The organism is Enterovibrio norvegicus FF-33 (assembly GCF_000286835.2).
GTDB lineage: Bacteria > Pseudomonadota > Gammaproteobacteria > Enterobacterales > Vibrionaceae > Enterovibrio > Enterovibrio norvegicus_A.
The window spans coordinates 1,808,385-1,827,203 of sequence record NZ_AJYD02000038.1 but is presented as its reverse complement, the minus strand read 5'-3'; the positions used below and the strand labels follow the sequence as shown (position 1 = coordinate 1,827,203).

Below are 18,819 nucleotides of genomic sequence, written 5' to 3'. Positions count from 1 at the left end.
TAGATGACCCCATGGAATTAATTTGGAAAATGCGCGGCTACATGAAGCTATGTACTCGCCGATATCTGATCGCGTTTTTTGCGCTGCAAACCGTCGCGATACTTAACCTTGCACCACCTTGGCTAATTGGCCGTATTGTTGATGCGATCAGTAATGATGCGTTGACAAGCCAATTACTGATGACCCACTTAGCGGGTATCTTTGTCGCCGCGATTGCCATGTATGCCCTCAGGTATGTGTGGAATAGCCAGCTTTATGGGGCAGCCATAGAGATTTCTCGTGTGATCCGTCGAGATTTGTTTTTGCATTTCACGGCCATGTCACCGTCGTTTTATGGCAAGCACAGTGCGGGCGATTTAATGGCACATGCCACCAATGACCTGAATGCGGTGGAATCCGCTGCGGGTGATGGCGTGATGACGCTGGTGGATTCGTTAATTGCAGGCTTTACCGTGATCTTCGGTATGGTGTTTTTGGTTAGCGGCCATCTTACCGCCGTCGCATTGTTGCCGTTTCCGCTGTTGGTACTGGTTACCAATCGTTATGGCGCAGGTATGCAAAAACACTTTGGACGCGCGCAGCAGGCATTCTCTCACCTGAACGAGGAAGTGCGCGAAACTGTCGCAGGTATTCGTGCCGTGCGTTCCCATGGCATTAACCCGCGACAAAAAGCGCGCTTTGGTGAAAAGCTGGATGAGACGTTAGAAGCCAACATTGATGTAGCGAAAATCGATTCATTGTTTGGGCCAACCATTCAATTGATCTACGGCACTTCGTTCGTCATCACGCTTGCTTATGGCGGATGGATGATCAGCGAAAATGCCATTACCGTTGGTTTGTTTACGAGCTTCACGTTGTACCTTGCGCAGTTACTGGGGCCGTTCCTGCAATTTGGCTGGCAGTTCAACGTGTTCCAACGTGGTAATACGTCGTGGAAACGTCTTGAAGCGTTGTTTGCTCAAAAGCCTGACTTGGTAGAAGGACACGCCGTGATTCCTAACGGTGCTTCTTCGAACCTTTCTGTGAATGTGCGTTCATTTGCTTACAACTCATCTATTCGCACTTCATCTACTGATACCTCCACTATTGATATGTCATCTGCTGACACATCAAGACCGGTACTTAAAGACGTGGCGTTTACGATACCAGCGGGTGGTTTTATTGGCATCACCGGCCCGACAGGCGGTGGGAAAAGTACCCTGATCAGTCTGATCATGCGTCAATACGGTTTGAGCGATATGCAATCCGAGATCACCTTGGCAGGGATGAACACCGAACACCTGACGTTTGATTCACTCCGGGGAAAACTCGCTTGGGTGCCTCAAAAGCCGCTGTTGTTCTCGGGTTCAATTTCAGAAAACATTGCCATGGGGAAACCTCATGCAACAGAAGAAGAAATCGCGTTTGTCGCCGAAATGGCAGGCATCAAGCAGGAAATTGAAGCGATGACGGGCGGGTTTAATGCCGCGCTTAATGAGAATGGAGCAAACCTGTCTGGTGGTCAGCGACAGCGCGTAGCGTTGGCACGTGCATTGTTGGTGGATGCCGATATCTTGCTGTTGGATGACCCATTCAGTGCACTAGACATGAAAACAGAGGCCATCGTTCGTCATAACTTGAAGACACACTATGGTCATAAGTCCATGCTGTTGGTGACACAACGGCTCCCTAACTTACGACATGCTGACGACATTCTCGTGCTCGATCAAGGCGAGGTGATTGAACGCGGCAAGCATCAGGCATTAATGGCAGAAAAGGGTTGGTACGCCGCCGTGTATGAACGCCAAGCTCACACGCATGTTCAGTTAAATACGTCTATCACGCATGACAACCATGACGTTAATAACGCCGATGCGGAGGAGGGAAGCCATGTTGAGTAAATCTATGGGGCGTCTCGTTCGTTTTACCTTGCCACACAAGGCGCGATTTGCCGTTGCCTTTGCATTCATGTTGGTGTCTGTATCCGCGGAAATGGCGATTCCTTGGCTGGCGAAAGTCATCATTGACGAAGTGATCGTGCCTCAGCAGTTTGATTGGAAGCACTTAGGCGTGCTAAGTGCCGCCGTATTGCTGCTTTATATGTGCCAAGCAGGCTTTCAGTATTTGCAGTCTCTCTCGTTTAAGCATGGCGCCTTGTTGGTGGTCAACGATGTTCGCAAGCAGTTGTTTGATCATGTATTGAGACTGCCGATTGCGGCGTTTGACCGCCTATCAACAGGTCGTATGGTGTCTTATGTCACTAACGACACCGAATCGCTGCGTGATCTGTTTGTGTCGACCTTTCCCACTATCATTCAGGGAAGCTTGCGCATCGTGGGTATTTTCATCGCGATAGCGTTACTGGATTGGCGTTTGGCGGTTATCAGTATGGCATTGATTCCGGTGCTGCTAGCAACCATGCAGATCTACCGCAAGGTGTCGACGCCCGTGTTTAATGGTATTCGGGTTCAGATTAGCCATATCAACAACACGATCAGTGAATCGCTTCAAGGCATGTCATTGGTTCAGGCATTTCGCCAAGAGATCGCGTTTAAAGCGCGCTTCGAGAAAGACAACGATACGTGGTTTAACTTCCGCACCCGCTCGATCGCCGTAGACAGTTTGATGCTGCTGCCATTCACGCGTTTGGTTGGTTCATTAACCGCGCTTGGCATCGTGGCTTGGTTTGGTAATGCTTCGCTACAAACCGTGGTCGAAGTCGGTACGCTTTACGCCTTCTTGAACTACATCGAACGCTTCTTCGAACCGTTTAGGCAGCTGTCGATGGAACTTCGAAAGATGCAGGTGGCGTTGGTGTCCTCCGCGCGTATTTTCGAAATCCTTGATGAGCCTGTGCATCACGCCCAAAAAGACGATGCGCCAATGGTCGAACTTGCGCCACAAAAAGACATCGAGTTCAAGCATGTGCGTTTAGCGTATGAAGAGGGCGTTAACGCGCTGGATGATGTCAGCTTCGTGGCAAAAAGCGGCCAGTTCACAGCCATTGTCGGCCCTAGTGGTAGTGGAAAAGTTCGGTGGTGAACTTGCTGATGCGTTTTTATCCGCATCATGAAGGCGACATTTTGGTGGGTGGACAACGCATCGACGATCTGCCTGATGCGCAAATTCGTCGTCTGTTTGGTTTGGTCTCGCAAGACCCTTACATGTTTAGCGGATCCATTCGAGAGAACATCGACTTAATGCAGCGTGAAGCCCGCTCAGATGTTGCGATTGATGCCGCCAGAGAAGTGAATGCATCGGCGTTTATCGAGCGCTTGCCTGAAGGGTATGAACATCAACCCGGCAATGGCGGTTCATCATTGTCTGTGGGTGAAAAGCAACTGATTGCGTTGGCACGCGTTTTTGCTCACGGGCCAGAGATCTATTTGCTGGATGAAGCGACGGCCAACATTGACAGCGAAACCGAAGAAGCCGTTAAAAGCGCGTTATCAAATATTCAACATGGACGAACAGTCATTGCGGTAGCGCACCGCCTTTCAACCATTAAGAATGCGGATCAAATATTAGTGATGAGCAAAGGGAAGGTTGTCCAACGCGGTACCCATGACGAGCTAGTGGCTCAAATTGGCGAGTACCGAGAGTTATATCTTGCACAGAAAGAACAAGAAGAACATGAAACTGAAAATGCCCATCTCGGCTTGGCAACAGCATGAAACGTCATCAAATGGCGTCATGCGCAGCGTTAAAACACAAACAACATGCGTCGAAGGGAGCAGTAAGGTGAACACCGTGAATTCTCCAATCGTTGATAAACAAATCACAGACGAAGCATGCCAGTGGCAAATCATGCATGGCGTGGCAATAAAAAATGCGGATGGAACCGCGAGACATTGTCCGTATAGCCTTGCCCCGATGACCATGAAACGTCATGTGTTCGACCACATAATGAATGTGACGCCGATGCTGACCAAATTGATCAGCCAAGTGTCAGAAGACCACGCTTTTCTGCAGTCATCACTTCGCAGCATGGCGAATGCGGATCCGTTCTTTGGCCGTTTGCTGAAAATGCATGCGCAAATTCACGGGACGGAACACGCGCCGATAATGGCTGAGCGCAAGCCGCTCCTTTTGATGCGAACCGATTACATGGATGACCGTGAACAAGGTGCGAAAGTGATCGAATTCAACGGCATTGCAGCGGGAATGGGGCCTTTTGGCCAGCGTGCCAATGAACTGCATGACTACATGCGCCGCCAATGGCCGGATACCTATAACACATGGGTAGAATCGCCAACTGCTGTCCCTACAGACAATGCCTGTTTAGACCAATTGGCGCACGGTATTGCGATTGCTGCGCAAGAGATTCGATCGCATTTTGGTGGTGAAGGGCAGCGCACATTCTTGATGGTGGTGCAAAAGAACGAAGACAATGTTTATGACCAGCATCTATTGGAAGTGGCATTGCAACAACGTGGTGTTCGCACGGTGCGCCGAACGTTTGACCAATTATCGACGCAATTATCGACTGGCGAAAACCAACGCTTGATCTTGAAAGACATTGGGGCGATTGATGTGGTATATCTCCGCGCCGGTTACCAATACTCAGACTATTTTGCGCCTGAATTGTGCGAAGACGAGTGTTGCGAAACGCTGAGCCAAACCCGCGTGTTTATTGAACAGCACCATGTGGCAGTGAACGCGACCGTAGGGCAACAATTGGCAACCAGCAAAACCATGCAGATGCTCCTCACCATGATGACGGCGCGAGATTTAACCCGCTGGGCATTGAGCGAAGAAGAAGCGTTGTTGGTGAAAAGCGTATTGGCAGACATGCTGCCGATCAGCGCGCAATCCATCGCGTGGTTTAAAGCGGATGCTGATAAACATGCTTGGGTGCTGAAAAACCAAGGCGAAGGCGGTGGTCACTGTGTATTCGGTGACGATATTGTAAATAAGCTCGCCAGCTTAAAGCCGGAAGATTATGATGCGTGGGCACTGATGCAGCGGCTATATCCGCACGAACGAGAGCGCCCGACCATTGCCGTGCGCGATGGGAAGCAAACGCTTGTGGATGATCTTGTCAGTGAAATAGGTCTGTTTACAGCCTACTTCAACGGCGTGCCTGTCACAGAGTACAATGGCTACGCTGGCTACTTAGTGCGAAGTAAACCAGCAAAAGAAAACGAAGGCGGCATTCATAGCGGTAAGGGGATATTAGATTCCATCACGCTTATCGAATAGATTCGGTCGACAATGAAAATCGATAGCCGCGAGTGATCGCGGCGCTTAAAGAGTGAAACGATGACAATTGAAACAGTGTGGGGTGAGTACCAATCGAGTGTGAAAGCTTTTCTTCATTCGAAGGTATCCAGCTCTGATGATGTCGAAGACTTGTTGCAAGACATCTTGCTGAAAACCTATCTTCACCTTAATGAAGTGAAAGACAGGACGAAAGTGAAGTCTTGGCTGTTTCAGGTGGCGAACAATGCCATTATCGATTTTTATCGTCAAAAGGGTCGCTTAAATCAAATTGGTGAAGAAGACCTTTGGTTTGAGAAAGAAAAGGAACAAGTGCGTGAAGATCTTCTCACTTGCCTGCTGCCTTTTATTCAAGCGCTGCCGGAAGAAGACGCAGAAATGCTCACGTCCATTGAGCTTCATGGACAGTCCCAAAAGGCGTATGCCGAAGAAATGGGAATCAACTACTCGACGCTGAAATCACGCCTTAAAAAAAGCCGAGAAAAGATCAATTCGCTATTTCACGAGTGCTGCGAGTTGTCCCTCGATAAGAATGGCAGTGTGATTGATTACGAAGCGCGTCAGAAAGGCGATGTGCGCTGCCAATAACGGTTCTAAAAATCCGAGGATTAAAACCGTCTTAGAAAGGCGGTTTTTTGTCCTTATGTCATTGAATGGTCACTAAGCGTAAAGCTAGGTAAATCTCCTTCTTTTTGCAGCGAAAACAACGATACTTGCTGCGTTGTTTGGGTATAAGCAAAAAATAATAAGGATTTACTCAATGAAAAAACTCGCAATTGCTGCACTTGTGCTTTTCGGTCTAACGGGCACTGCGTATGCGTTAGACACGCATTTGACACACGACTGGTCAATGCCAAGCCTCTCATTTTTTGATTGCCACAATGGTGGTCATCACTAACGGCTTTTTGAGCCATTTAATCGCTTTGCCGTAGAGCCACATATTGTGGCTCTTTTTGTGTCCGCTTAATGAAAGCCGCTTTGATTTCTCTTTGCAAAAACAACCATGCCAGTGAGCAAACAGTGACATATGTGAACGCCGATTCCTTGGTTGCAGTTGAACTCTATTTTGAGACATCTCACGTGCTTTCAGTGGTGTTAATGTTCTCTCGGCATTGGATGTAAATAAGAATAAAAAGGAAAGAGTATGAAGAAATTAGCGTTGGCGATAGTGGTAACCGCAACTTTGTCTGGTTGTGCGGATAAAGATTTAGGACAAGTGGTTAATGATGGTGTTAACGGTGCCATAAATGGGGTTTTAGGCTCTGTAGGGGGCATTGGCAATGGCACCGTGGTGAAAAATGACAAAGGCTTTAGCGTAGAGAAAGAGACGATTTCGATTTTCGACGCAGAAAGATCAAGTCGAGATTATGGTTCGATAACAGTGACCAAAACAGTAAAAAACCCCAATTCCAGAACGGAAATATTTGTCGAAAGTTGCTCTCAGCCGAGAACGGGTTCTTTGGAATGCAATGGGAATCTCTTTGACGTGTCGCCGGAAGGCTGGCTCGCGGATGATAGTATTTTCATTGCAAGCGAGGGGACTTATCAAACGATTACCGTTGCGGCGGGCAAGTACTATTTTAAAGTGCAATCTAAAGAGACAGGCACAAAGTATTATGCGACTGGCGAGGCCACTATCGCGCCGTACAAAACGAATTATATCTCTATTGTTCTTGAATGATGAGCGAGCGATGAGAGCGCAGTAACAAAACCTCCCATACACACGTAGGGGAGGTTGAATGATGGTTAGAAATTATCGAACTTGCTTGCCTTGTGCCCAGACTTTGTCGATGTCGCAGCGTTGACCCAATGACACGATTTTCTCCCAAATATCGCCAGGGTGTCCATGTCCTGCCAGATTCGTAGGTGACCCAAGGCATATTAAATGTGCCTGTCCACAGATAGCTCCCACTCCTCAGATAGTTCCTATTCATTGACACACTAGAACGGCGCAAATTTGTCTGCTTCATCCGCGGGTATAGTCCACCGCAGCTTGGCATCGACTTGCTCAATGCGTTGGCCAGCTACCGGGATTTGCATTCGGTCACCGTATAGCCAAAGCACCATGTTGCTTCGCGTGCCGCTGGTAATAGGATGAGCCGCATGAGGTATGTTACCTCTGTGGATCATCGCAGTACCCGGTTTGAACGTGATGCGTTTCACCTCGCCCGAGACTCTGTCATAGAAATCAACTTCTGACCCTGCGAACGATTCATCTGGCAGGTTCATATTGATATTCAACGTCGCTGCACTGGCATCAGTATGTGGTTGCAGTGATGTGTCTATTCCTACCTGATACTGAATCGAAAAGCCAAAAGTCTGGCTGTCATAACCCATCACGCCGGGGAACAAAAGCCTTGCGATAGGGCGCATGTAGCGGTCCATGACGTCACGATAAAACGCTTGAAATGCTGGCGCAGCTAAATAGCCCTCAGAACGTGGGTCCAGCATGGCACCGCGGCGATTTAGCGCGATTCCGTAAGGTGGACGCGTGGGAATACCGGCATCAGCCACTGCTTCAAGATATTCACGCAGATCGGCTAGACGCTCTGGGTCAAAGAACTGCGCCTGGTAGACGCCGGCAGATACTTCTTCCCAGAGATCTTGGACGGCGGCTTCCTTCGTAGGGTCAAGCCATGCTTGCTCAACGGCTTCTCTGAGTTTTGGGTCGAGCAGTGACGTGTCAGGCTTGAAATTAGGTGATTCTTCACTCGCTTCCCATGCGCGCCAAGCCTCGGTGAGCAAAGGGGTATTGGTGTCCCAGAAACGTTTGACCGATGGTGCACGCTGCAACATGGATTCGCGAGAAGGCAATGCTAGCGCGCGAGCCTCAGTGAGGGGATCATAAGTCACGTTGTCGTTGTGAGTGGCCGTGTTTTTCATCTCGCTTCTCCTTTTGCTAAACAGTCGCCGATTGTCGGCTAACAATTTTTGATGGGAGAAGTGTAATTCGCTTCAAAAAGTGAATAAATAAGCCAAATGAGGAATCACTATTTTGATTTGGCAGATAATAAGAAGGCACGATAATTAAAAGGCGATGATAGAGAAAGAGTAGATAGAAGAAGTGGTGGTAGCGTTAGATGTGAGCTTGCATCTGTTCAGCATGCTTGTGTTCAAGTAGATAGCCGTCGAAGTAACTAGCAGGAAGACTAGGGCGGCACATCGCTGAGTAACTTGAACCGCCCTATTATTCGCCGTTTACCGGATTTATTGTTCCCAAACTGGCGGTTTACCAATTTTCTCAACGAGATAATCAATAAAGACACGAACTTTGGCCGTCAGCACATTGGATTTAGGGTAAACCAGCCACACGGAACTTTGGTCATCAACATGATAGTCAGGCAGAACCCTCACCAGAGTACCGTCTTTCAGATCGTTGTGAATATTCCAGATCGAACTCATGCAGATACCGACGCCCGCTTTGGCAGCGATGCGCATGCTGGCACCATCATCACAAACAACTCTTGGTTTGGCACTCGCTGGGGGAAATGTGCATTCTCGCTTGCCGTTGCTGGCGATCAGTTTTCTGGATTTGGCTTTCATAAATACCAGTAGTTGATGCTCAATGAGCTCTTCTGGTGCTTGCGGAGTACCTTTGGCCGCTAAATACTCGGGCGATGCGCAAAGGACTCGGGTATCGCTGGCAAGGCGTCGGCCAATCAGGCTGCTGTCTTCGGCAGCAAGGTTGCGCAATGCCAAATCATAGCCCCCTTCAATGAGCTTGACCTGAGTGTCCGAGAGCATCAGTTCCACGTTGATTTTAGGGTAGCGTGCTAGAAATTCTGCAAGGATGGGAACGACATAGTGTTGTGCGAATGTGCTGGAAGCGGCAAATCGCAACGTGCCACTGACATCGGGATTACCGCGACCTAATGCGGCAAAAGCGGCTTCCTGCTGCGCCAAGATTTCTTTGGCGTAAGGGAGAAACTCGGTGCCTTCAATAGACAGGGTTACTTTGCGGGTGGTTCGGTGAAAAAGATCTGCACCGACTTCCATTTCCAGTTTGGACAGCCAAGCACTTGCGACAGAAGGGGCAAGCCCAAGCTGCTGACCTGCAGCGCTGATGTTCAGCGTTTCTGCGGCGAGAACAAATAACTTGATGCTATTGGTGTTCATCCATTATCTCCAAAATCCGAATTCTGATTTTATTTTTCTATCATTTATACACTTTATACAAAGTATTAGGCTCGTTCCATTGATTCGTTGAACACCTGATGTACGAGCGCTTGGGGGATAGAGTGCGAATCCACGTCTGATTGATATACTCGATCAGGAAAAGGCCGCGTACCAAACAATGATTAAAGGAAGAGCATGATGAAAAAGACCCTATTATTGACAGGCGCCACAGATGGCATCGGCTTTGAAACGGCGAAGAAACTGGCAGCCGACGGCCACACGCTGTTGTTGCATGGTCGTAATAGTGCCAAATTGGAGCAGGCCAAGAATGCACTGGCTGATGCTTACCCGAATGCAAAGTTTGATACATATTTGGCTGACCTGTCGGATTTGTCTCAAGTGGTCACGATGGCTGAACAAATTAAAGCGAAGTACTCAAGTATCGATGTGCTGATCAATAATGCTGGCGTATTTAAAGTGCCGACGGCAGTGACCAAAGAGGGTTACGACGTGCGCTTTATGGTTAATACATTGGCACCTTATGTGCTGACCAAAGCGCTGTTGCCATCGATGGACGCAGACAGTCGCGTGGTGAACTTGTCTTCGGCGGCTCAAGCACCTGTGAACTTGGAGGCGCTGAGAGGCAGACAAGAATTGTCTGATAGCGCTGCTTATTCACAGAGCAAATTAGCTATCACCATGTGGAGTTTCTTGTTGGCTCAGACCTTGGGGTCGGATGCACCCGTTCTAATTGCTGTCAATCCGGCGTCATTTCTGGGGAGCAAAATGGTCAAAGAGGCTTACGGCTCAGAAGGTAAAGACTTAAGCATTGGTGCTGATGTGTTAGTTGATGCAGCCCTGAGTGATAAGTTTGCTGAAGCTTCTGGTCGTTACTTTGATAATGACATTGGTGCATTTACACAGCCGCATTCTGATGCGCTAGATTCAAGCAAGAACGAAGCCTTGGTGATGGCAATGGACGAGATGCTTGGCAAACTTGGCATTCACTCTTAAACCACCAAATGTTAAACCACCAAAGGTCAACAGACCCTAGCCATTCAGCTAAATAAAAACCTCCCGATGCGCAAGCAGGGGAGGTTTTAATTTTGGTATCAATACGGTTACTTGGGTATAGACGCTATCGAACTTGTTTGCCTTGTACCCAGACTTTGTCGATATCGCAGCGTTGGCCCAACGACACGATTTTCTCCAAAATATCGCGAGGGGTGTCCATATCTTGCCAAATTCGCAGGTTACCTAAGGCACTCGGTTTGATCACGAGCGCATCAAAATGGAAATCCTTTTCGAACACACCGACTTTTTCATTCAACACACGTCCACCGCCAGCGGTTGCCATCCAGAATGCTTCAACAAAGCTAACACGCGAACCCGTAACGCCACGCTCGGCAGCGACCAAACGTGAATCTACACCGTCTTCGCGAACGCGAGAATGGGTAACTGCGTCAAAACTGGCGCGGAATATCGAAGGCGATGGTGCGCCAGCAATATCACTGCCGAGGCCAATACTCACACCGCTGTCTAGTAACTCGCGTGTATGCATGGCGGCATTGGCAAAGTACATATTCGACAACGGGCAATGGCCGATGCCAGCATCAAACTCCTTCATCACAGCAACGTCGTTGTCGGTCAGAAAAATAGAGTGGGCCAGCACAGTTTTGTTGTTCAACAACCCAGCGTCAGCATAAATCTCAATGTCTGACTTGCCATAGTGCTGCAGTGCGTAATCGCGTGCCCAGTCGCTTTCAGAGCAATGGGTTTGCATGTGAACGTCATGGTGCTGAACCAGCTTGCCCAATTCGCGCAGCAATGTTTCGGTGCAACTTGGTACGAAGCGAGGGGTGATCACAGGTTTTACCAAGCCGTGTTCATTGCCTTTCAGGCCACGTACATTGTGAATGAATGCTTCCGTGTCAGCGAGTGATTGTTCAACGGACGACTCACGATAAAACGCAGGGCATTGTTCTGCGTTATCCATGTTGATTCTGCCCACGAACGCGCGTTGGCCTTGCTCTAGGCTAATGCTCGCCAACAGTTCAGAGGCTTCACGATGGATAGACGCAAAGTACACCGCGCTGGTCGTTCCGTTCGCCAGAAGCGTGCGCGTCACGTCTTGGTATACCGTGTCAGCAAATGCTAAGTCGCTGTAACGGTTTTCCAATGGGAAAGTATAGTTTTGCAGCCAATCGTATAGAGGCAGGTCTAAGCCTTTACCTGCTTGTGGCCACTGTGGAGCGTGACAATGAAGGTCAACCAGCCCTGGCATCAGATACTGGCCTTTCTCAACGGTGATAAGCGTCAGTGACTCGCATAATGCGTTCAGATGAACGCCGTAATCCACATCGTCAGAATGGAAGGTAGCAACAATGTCGCCACGCAAATCAACAAGGATCAAGAAGTCTGGAATAAACGCCAGCTCACCTTTTACAGGGGCATGGAAAGTGTCCGCCAAAATACCAAATTGAATACGGGCCATGTCAATCATGCTTCAGCCTCCAGCGGCGCTTCGTTAGGGAGAACAAAATTCAAGATAACAGCGGCAAGCGCACCAATCGCAATGCCTGAGTTCGCCAAATAGCCCACTAATTCTGGCAGCGCATAAATGATTTCACGAGGCATTAAGACTGCGCCAAGCGCCAGCATGATCGGCAACCCAATCACTAACATATTGCGTTCGGTCAGGTGTATGTTTTGGACGACGCGGAAGCCGTTCATTGCAATCACCACACAAATCACGGCAAAGATGCCAGCAATGACAGCATGTGGCACAGAAGCAATCAGGCTGGTCAGCTTCGGCACAAGGCCAAGAACGAGAAGAATAAAACCGCCAGCGATAATCGCGCGACGTGAAGCCACGCCGGTTACCGCAATGATCCCCGCATTGGTCGAATAACCCGTCACAGGGCTTCCGCCCAGTAGAGAACAGATAAATTGACCTGCTGCTTCACCCGTTGCGCCGCGGTTCAAACGGTTGTCATCCAACTCCGTGCCCGTTACCGCAGTGACCGCGCACCAAGTGCCCGTGGTTTCAACCAGCACAATCATGGTGACGAACAGCAGTGTCAGGATGGCGATCGGATCGAATACCAGTTCGCCAAACGGCAACAAGCTTGGAAGCTCTATCCATGCGGCGTGGGATACCGCAGAGAAGTCCGCCATGCCCATTGATGCTGCGACTAGAGTGCCGACGACAATAGCGCCTAATACGGAAGCCAAACGCAGCCAATGAAGTTGCTTGATAAAGCAGCCAAGTAAAATGAACGCGCTTAGGGAGAACATACTCGCCATGGCGATAAGAATATTCTCTGCAGGGTGGTCAGCGGTGTAAATACCATTGAATGCCACCGGCAACAAAGAAATGCCCACCACGATGATCACTGTGCCACCGACGATTGGCGGCACGAAGGTTTTAACCAAACGGCTGAACAGATTCAGAGGGCGACCGAGTAGCGCGACACAAATCGCGACGGGGATCATCGCACCATACACCGCGCCCATGCCCATGGATTTACCAATTGCGGCAATGGCGCCGATAGGAATGTAAGAGGGGCCTTGCATGACGGGTAATTTGAGTAAGAAGCCAGATTGAATGATGGTACACAGACCCGCAACGATAAACGTCATTTGGATGAGAGAAGATGTATCACCAACAGAAAGAGACAGTAAACCCGCAAGGATAATTGGGACGATATAGAGGTCCATCGCCAGCACATGTTGTGCGCCAAGAGACAAAGATTTCGGCAAAGAGATCTTTTCATCGATATTCAAAGGAACAGCAGTTTTCATAGGTTTTAGTACCAAAGTGAGTCTTGAAATCGGCAGGCATACACTTGGCCCTTTGGTGAGCAACCAACGTCAGTAACGCCTTGAAATTGGCGCGCATCTTACTCGCTTTTTGAAGGAAGGCAATCGTTTGCGTATGGGTTTTTATCGTTCTCTCCCGATTGCGCGTTTGAGTGGTGGTTTTGTGGGCATTTTAGGAAATTGGACGATAAAGCAGTGGTAGGCACGTTAAGAAAATCCTCGTGGTTGTCGTTCGTCTCTCAACGGCTCAACACCCATAGTGCTATCGGTAAAACAGGTAAGGTGTTCATTGCGTCAGTTTGCGGAAAAATAAGCCTGATGTTGTCGTCAGGCTTTTTCGCGTTTTAGAAGTGATAGGCGATGGTTGCTCCCACCATCCATTGGTTAGCGCTGTCAACAATGGGAGAGTCAGCAACGTCGCTGCCTAAACGTGTGTATTGCGTTGACTGTGTCAGGTTCCAGCTTTCACTGAGAGGATAAATCAGCTTGTATCCCAACTCATAAGCCACACTGCTGTCACCGGTGTAGGCTGGGCGATTGGCTCGCGCTTCGTTTTGATTGACGCCAAAATAGTAGTCGACAAAGTCTTTACTTTGCAGCATCACGCCGGCGAAAGAGACAAAATCAGCATCACCGATGGTGGCAATGTCGAAGTATCTTGCACCAGCTATATATCCTTTGTAGGCACCCGATACATCGTGTTGGAAGTAGGTCGAAATCACGCCTGTCCCGAGTCTAAAATCTACGTTCAAGCCGAGGTCGACACTCAAGTCACGGTCATCCATACCTTTTAGAAAATCTGAGGTGTCATCGTCATACGCTAGCCCAGCGCTGGTCAGGATAACCCCGATGTTTACCTGATCACTGTCTGTACCGTAGACGCGATAGTTCGCGCCATTCAAATCGACATTGAAGTCATCACCGTGGTAGCCAAAATTCAACACAGGAACGACTGAATCATCCTGTTCCTTATAGAGATCGCTGATGCCAGCAACGCCCGCCTCCGCTATCCATGTGTTTTGTTTGGTGTAGATACTACCGTTTAAAATATATGTGTCCCCCGCGGCATGCACGGCAGAGGCTGCGGCAAGCGTTGAGAATAAAACGACAATGTTTTTCATGATTCTGTCCTTAGCTGTACGTGTTATGAACACCGTACAAAATCAATCAGACTGACAAAAGGATCAGTTTGTCATTAGTTGGTGACTACTTTGTCACTGATTGTCAGAGTCAGGGTTTGGAATGGTAAGAACGAGTTTGGCACCGCCCGTGGAGCCTTCTTCGAAGGTCGCCTGACCGTCATGTTTCTCAACGATTAACTTAACGATGGATAACCCCAACCCGTGCCCCATATTTGCTTTGTTCCTTGACGGGTCAACGCTAAAAAAGGGTTCGAAAACGCGCTCGCGAAACGGCTCTGGGATACCGGGGCCATCATCTTCAACGATGATTTTAATGGTTTGCGCATGTTGAGAACAATGCACTGTCACCCTTGATACTGAGTACCTCATGGCATTGACTAACACGTTTTCTATCGCGCGCTTTAGTAACGTTTTGTCAGCCATAAACACGATGTCAGGGTCAATCATTGCGTCTATTTGACGGTATTGGGCATTCGGGAGGCGCGCTATCAAATGCGTGATAAAGGGGCGGGCCGCAATTTCCTCTTTGTTGAGCGGTGCGTCTTGACGGCCTACCTTAGCGAAATAAAGCAGTGAATCGACTAACTGCTCCATTTCCTCCGTGTCTTCGATAATACTCGCGATTTTTTTCTTTAGCGCAGGTGAGTGGGTCTCTTCATGAATAATTTCGGCTTGCCATTGAATGCGAAAAATCGGTGTCCGAAGGTCATGGGCGACGGCTTGGGTGAGAGAGCGGTTGCTGGTAATGAGTTGGGATATTTTGTCCGCCATTTCATTAAAGCTTTCGTTCATTTTTCCCACTTTGCTGCCGCTGTTAGTCGGTGCTCGCACGTTTAAGTTACCCTTGGCGAATTCCGCTGTCACGTGCTGTAGGGCGCGTGTTCTACGACCGATAAACCAGATCAACCAGCTTGAATAAATTAAGAAACCGGCCGCAATGAAAACGAAAAACAGTGAGTCGCTAAAGTCAATTTTCTGCCTGACCATTGCTGTCTCATCAGGGGCAATTTGATAGAAAGTGTTTGAGTCAGGAAAGATGAGCCAAAGTGCTCGATCGTTATCATGAAAGGAATAAGGGTGGGGCGGCGAATGTTGTGCGAAATAGTCTCTCACCTCTTTAGGTGCAACATCCACTGGCACCATGTTCAAGGTACTGGCTGTGGATTCGGCATAGTTGGCTAGCAATTGCGCCGTAAACTCGCTGCCTTGTGGCTCAGACAAGGTACTGAGGACACGGTGAACGGCTGCGGCCTGCATGTCCTCCAGTACATTGTCATAATCCGGATTGAGTTGGTAGACCACGTAGTCGAAGGCAAACAGACTGACAATAAAGAGAAAAAACAGTCCGATAAATGATTCGATATAAATGCGCCACATAGTCACACGTTATGTTGAGAGTCTTGCCAGGCATCAGGCACAAAAAGGTAGCCCTTTCCCCTGACGGTAATGATGCGACAGGGTGAGGCAGGGTTGTCTCCTAGTTTTTTACGCAAACTGACCACTTTGTTGTCAACGGTACGATCCAACCCATCATATTCAATGCCTCTTACTGCACGGGTGAGTGTGTCTCTGGATAACACCTTATCCGCTGATTCTGCGAGCAACCATAAAAGATCAAATTCACTGTCTGATAAGGGAATATGCTTCTCTGCCAATGCACACCGTTTACGAGATTTATTGAGTGTTAAACGGCCATAAGCCAAGGTGTTGAATGCGATTGATGGCGAGTGTTCCGTTGTCTTGGGTTGACTGTCAGCCCGACGGATCAACGCGCGCAACCGAGCCAGTAATACTCTCGGCTTTATCGGTTTGGTAACAAAGTCATCCGCGCCGATTTCCAGCGCAGCCACGTGGTCGAAATCATCATCACTGGCTGTCAGCATGAGTACTTTGCCAGAAAATTGCGCACGTATCTGTCGGCAAATTGTCAGGCCGTCGATGTCAGGTAGCATGAGGTCCAACATCACGATGTCGGGTTGCTCCGATAAAATAGCGGCAACTGCAGCCTCTCCTCGATCAAACGCCTTAACGTTGAAGTCTTGTTCCCTGAAATAAGAGGACAGGAGGTGACGAAGCTTATCATCATCCTCAACAATAAAAAGACGGGGAGTAGCTGCCATCTGACGTCCTCAATATTCATGTAAACAATATGATCCACAAACTGTTTTAGCACAGTCTCAGCGATTAAGTGGTTATGAATTTTGAATGAGTAAACCGAAAGTGTAGGCAGGCCTGCGGGCGCTTTGGGCGCGTTCATTGCATTGCTGAATCGATTTGTGGGCGTTTGATTGCGGGTGAGGTAGAAAGCTGGCTAGGTTGTGCCCCATTGTGAGTTAGAGTAAAACTTTGGCATTGCTTACATTAAATTAGTTAGTTAGACTAACTAATTTAATATCGGAGATACTATGGATGCGATTAAGAGCCTGGAACTACTTGAGTTCGAATTATGGCGCCGTTGGCGCTCTAAAATTAGTGACCAAGCAAGCAACGAACTGACAAACAATGAATTAGATTACCTCTACGCACTTAATGGGTTAATAGAAGATGTATCACTTAGTTCTTTAGCTTGCCAGATGAATGTTAGCAACGCCTCTGCTAGCAGTATGGTGAGCAAGTTAGAGTCCAAGGGATACCTTGCAAAAATTAAAAATCACGCCGATGGCAGAGGAGTGAGATTGGTCGCAACAGAAAAAGCGAATGCTCTACGTGAATTAGAGATAAACATATATCAACAAGTTGATAGTGAATTTCGGCATGCTTTTTCTGACACGGAATATGAGCAGTTTAATTCGCTATTATCCAAGGCTGTCGATATTTTATTGAAAAAATAAAAATAAAAATAAAAATAAAAATAAAAATAAAAATAATGGAAATATAATGAAATTCAACCACCACAATATCTCAACCAACCGTCTTTACGGTGATTTGTCAAAATACTATGACTACGTGATTAGTCGAGATGATTACCAAGGAGAGGCTCATTTTTGGCAGCAACTTATTGAAAAAAAATGCGCTAAAACTTTGCCAATGTTACTGGAATTAGCTTCAGGTCCTGGGCACCTCCTCTCGCACATCGGTTCTCATGTTGAAGCATTTGCCATTGATTTATCCTCAGATATGCTGACAAAGTGTAAGCAGCTTAACCCTAATGTAAACACCATTCAGGGAGATATCAGGGAGTTTTGTTTACAGCAGAAATTTGATTTTATTTTGCTACATGACAGTATCGGTCACCTGTTCCATGCTGATGATATTAGGGCTACGTTTGCAAACGCGTACCAGCACTTAAATTACGGAGGTGTTTTTGCTTTATCTCCTGAATTTGACGGAGATAGTATTAATAAACCTATTGTTAATCATCGCACAACATCACTTCCTGAAACAGACTTGACGGTTATCGACTATATCGAGCGTCATCCTACGGATAAAAATCGACTGAATGTACTGACTTCATACTATGAACAAAAACAAGGAGTAACACACATAGAGTTTGACCGTATGGAATTGGGTTTATTTGGTATTGAGTATTATATGCAACTTATGGAAGAAGTAGGATTTAGTGTTGAACTTTATACGAAACCTGAATCATCGAGCACGGAATGTCGAACAGCAATTATAGGCACTCGATTGTCTTAAGCTAACAAGGTTTTGTCCAAAAACGAGCCAGCGCAGCCTAAAGCTGCGCTGGTGGCATAATCAGTCGTTAAAGCCGCGCACTTCCAAAAGCCAAAAGGAAAACGTCAGTGTTGAGCAAGGCAGTGGTTCGCTCGTCACCGACGTTTAAATCTGTTCTTTTTTGCGTGCGTGTAGCGCTATTTAAGCAGCGCGACCATTGCTTCACCTACACCATGTGCACTGGCAGGGTTTTGGCCTGTCACAAGGTGATCGTCAGTAATCACATGCACACCCCAAGGCTGAATTTTGCTAAATTTCGCCGCTTTGCGCGTCAGCGACTCTTCCAGCAAGAAAGGAATGTCGTTGATGGTGCCAAAATCCACTTCTTCTTCACGGGTAAAGCCTGTCACGGTTTTATCTGCGATCAACGGTTGTCCATTGCTCAGCGTGATAGGAAGCAGAGCAGCAGGGCCGTGGCACACAGAACCAATCACGCCGCCTTTTTCGTAGAGCGTTGCCGCTAGGCTTGCCGTGAGAACATGTTCTGCCAAATCAGAAAGCAGACCGAAGCCACCCGGATAGAAAATGGCATCGTAATCATCGATGTTGATTTGATTCACGGGAATGGTGTTGTTCACGCGAGATTGGAATTCTGCGTCGTTGAAAATGCGCGTGTTCACGTCATCGCCTTCCATGTTTTCACCATAGAAAGGCACAGCGCCACCATTGATAGAGGCGACGTCGTAGCTGAAACCAGCTTGCAGAAAAGCATCCAACGCGTGGGTCATCTCAGGGGCGTAAGTGCCGTTAGCCTGATCCGTTGTGCCAAGCGTGGCGTGATTCGTAGTGATGATAAGAATCTTTTTCATAACGTAGTCCTTTTAATGCGAGTCGACTTGGATGAAGGTAAGCCGTTCGATGCCAG

At 48.0% G+C, this 18,819-nt stretch carries 18 protein-coding genes; 10 read left to right on the top strand and 8 right to left on the bottom strand.

Annotation, left to right across the window (positions count from 1 at the left end; genetic code table 11):
- The first annotated feature begins 11 nt into the window (after nucleotides 1-11).
- The 7 genes from A1OO_RS16360 (at nucleotide 12) to A1OO_RS16335 (ending at nucleotide 6,880) form a co-directional block, all read left to right on the top strand.
- Nucleotides 12-1,880, top strand: coding sequence for an ABC transporter ATP-binding protein (locus tag A1OO_RS16360; protein ID WP_017003708.1), 1,869 nt, complete (start codon nucleotides 12-14; stop codon nucleotides 1,878-1,880).
- On the top strand, nucleotides 1,870-3,021 hold the full coding sequence (locus A1OO_RS16355; RefSeq protein ID WP_017003707.1) for an ABC transporter ATP-binding protein: 1,152 nt from the start codon (nucleotides 1,870-1,872) through the stop codon (nucleotides 3,019-3,021). Before A1OO_RS16360 ends, A1OO_RS16355 begins: the two co-directional genes overlap by 11 nt.
- Nucleotides 3,018-3,653, top strand: coding sequence for an ATP-binding cassette domain-containing protein (locus A1OO_RS16350; RefSeq protein WP_241819154.1), 636 nt, complete (start codon nucleotides 3,018-3,020; stop codon nucleotides 3,651-3,653). The genes A1OO_RS16355 and A1OO_RS16350 overlap by 4 nt, the downstream gene beginning before the upstream one ends.
- Nucleotides 3,654-3,729: 76 nt before the next feature.
- Nucleotides 3,730-5,181 carry a glutathione synthase gene (locus A1OO_RS16345; RefSeq protein ID WP_198928797.1) on the top strand — a complete coding sequence of 484 codons (1,452 nt, stop codon included), beginning with the start codon at nucleotides 3,730-3,732 and terminating at the stop codon, nucleotides 5,179-5,181.
- Nucleotides 5,182-5,241: 60 nt separating this feature from the next.
- On the top strand, nucleotides 5,242-5,787 hold the full coding sequence (gene sigZ, locus A1OO_RS16340) for an RNA polymerase sigma factor SigZ (RefSeq protein WP_016962503.1): 546 nt from the start codon (nucleotides 5,242-5,244) through the stop codon (nucleotides 5,785-5,787).
- 172 nt (nucleotides 5,788-5,959) lie between these two features.
- On the top strand, nucleotides 5,960-6,097 hold the full coding sequence (locus A1OO_RS23615; protein WP_198928362.1) for a hypothetical protein: 138 nt from the start codon (nucleotides 5,960-5,962) through the stop codon (nucleotides 6,095-6,097).
- Nucleotides 6,098-6,343: 246 nt separating this feature from the next.
- A complete protein-coding gene (locus A1OO_RS16335; RefSeq protein ID WP_017003703.1) occupies nucleotides 6,344-6,880 on the top strand; it encodes a hypothetical protein in 537 nt (178 codons plus the stop codon).
- A 260-nt stretch (nucleotides 6,881-7,140) separates the two neighbouring features.
- Here A1OO_RS16335 and A1OO_RS16330 read toward each other — a convergent pair whose 3' ends face one another.
- Both A1OO_RS16330 and A1OO_RS16325 read right to left on the bottom strand, forming a co-directional pair.
- The gene (locus A1OO_RS16330; protein WP_026023907.1) at nucleotides 7,141-8,052 is read right to left on the bottom strand and encodes a hypothetical protein; all 912 of its coding nucleotides are present in this window, start codon (nucleotides 8,050-8,052) and stop codon (nucleotides 7,141-7,143) included.
- Between the two features lie 354 nt (nucleotides 8,053-8,406).
- Nucleotides 8,407-9,315 carry a LysR family transcriptional regulator gene (locus tag A1OO_RS16325; protein ID WP_017003701.1) on the bottom strand — a complete coding sequence of 303 codons (909 nt, stop codon included), beginning with the start codon at nucleotides 9,313-9,315 and terminating at the stop codon, nucleotides 8,407-8,409.
- Nucleotides 9,316-9,513: 198 nt separating this feature from the next.
- On the opposite strand from A1OO_RS16325, the gene A1OO_RS16320 reads away from it, so the two are divergent.
- On the top strand, nucleotides 9,514-10,329 hold the full coding sequence (locus A1OO_RS16320; protein WP_017003700.1) for an SDR family NAD(P)-dependent oxidoreductase: 816 nt from the start codon (nucleotides 9,514-9,516) through the stop codon (nucleotides 10,327-10,329).
- Between the two features lie 124 nt (nucleotides 10,330-10,453).
- Here the strand turns inward: A1OO_RS16320 and A1OO_RS16315 are convergent, their stop codons facing one another.
- From A1OO_RS16315 to A1OO_RS16295, 5 genes are all read right to left on the bottom strand, one after another.
- Nucleotides 10,454-11,818, bottom strand: coding sequence for an amidohydrolase family protein (locus A1OO_RS16315; RefSeq protein WP_016962495.1), 1,365 nt, complete (start codon nucleotides 11,816-11,818; stop codon nucleotides 10,454-10,456).
- Nucleotides 11,815-13,119 (bottom strand): solute carrier family 23 protein, encoded by a 1,305-nt coding sequence (locus tag A1OO_RS16310; RefSeq protein ID WP_016962494.1) that lies wholly within the window; start codon nucleotides 13,117-13,119, stop codon nucleotides 11,815-11,817. The genes A1OO_RS16315 and A1OO_RS16310 overlap by 4 nt, the downstream gene beginning before the upstream one ends.
- Nucleotides 13,120-13,481: 362 nt before the next feature.
- On the bottom strand, nucleotides 13,482-14,258 hold the full coding sequence (gene ompV, locus A1OO_RS16305; RefSeq protein WP_017003699.1) for an outer membrane protein OmpV: 777 nt from the start codon (nucleotides 14,256-14,258) through the stop codon (nucleotides 13,482-13,484).
- Nucleotides 14,259-14,351: 93 nt separating this feature from the next.
- Nucleotides 14,352-15,656: an ATP-binding protein gene (locus A1OO_RS16300; protein WP_017003698.1), complete on the bottom strand. Its 1,305-nt coding sequence runs from the start codon at nucleotides 15,654-15,656 to the stop codon at nucleotides 14,352-14,354.
- A gap of 2 nt (nucleotides 15,657-15,658) precedes the next feature.
- Nucleotides 15,659-16,399, bottom strand: coding sequence for a response regulator (locus A1OO_RS16295; protein ID WP_017003697.1), 741 nt, complete (start codon nucleotides 16,397-16,399; stop codon nucleotides 15,659-15,661).
- 285 nt (nucleotides 16,400-16,684) lie between these two features.
- On the opposite strand from A1OO_RS16295, the gene A1OO_RS16290 reads away from it, so the two are divergent.
- Together A1OO_RS16290 and A1OO_RS16285 are read left to right on the top strand one after the other, a co-directional pair.
- Nucleotides 16,685-17,110 carry a MarR family winged helix-turn-helix transcriptional regulator gene (locus A1OO_RS16290; protein ID WP_016958878.1) on the top strand — a complete coding sequence of 142 codons (426 nt, stop codon included), beginning with the start codon at nucleotides 16,685-16,687 and terminating at the stop codon, nucleotides 17,108-17,110.
- 46 nt (nucleotides 17,111-17,156) lie between these two features.
- Nucleotides 17,157-17,915 (top strand): class I SAM-dependent methyltransferase, encoded by a 759-nt coding sequence (locus A1OO_RS16285; protein WP_017003696.1) that lies wholly within the window; start codon nucleotides 17,157-17,159, stop codon nucleotides 17,913-17,915.
- Nucleotides 17,916-18,091: 176 nt separating this feature from the next.
- Here A1OO_RS16285 and A1OO_RS16280 read toward each other — a convergent pair whose 3' ends face one another.
- The gene (locus A1OO_RS16280) at nucleotides 18,092-18,763 is read right to left on the bottom strand and encodes a type 1 glutamine amidotransferase domain-containing protein (RefSeq protein WP_017003695.1); all 672 of its coding nucleotides are present in this window, start codon (nucleotides 18,761-18,763) and stop codon (nucleotides 18,092-18,094) included.
- Between the last annotated feature and the right edge of the window lie 56 nt (nucleotides 18,764-18,819).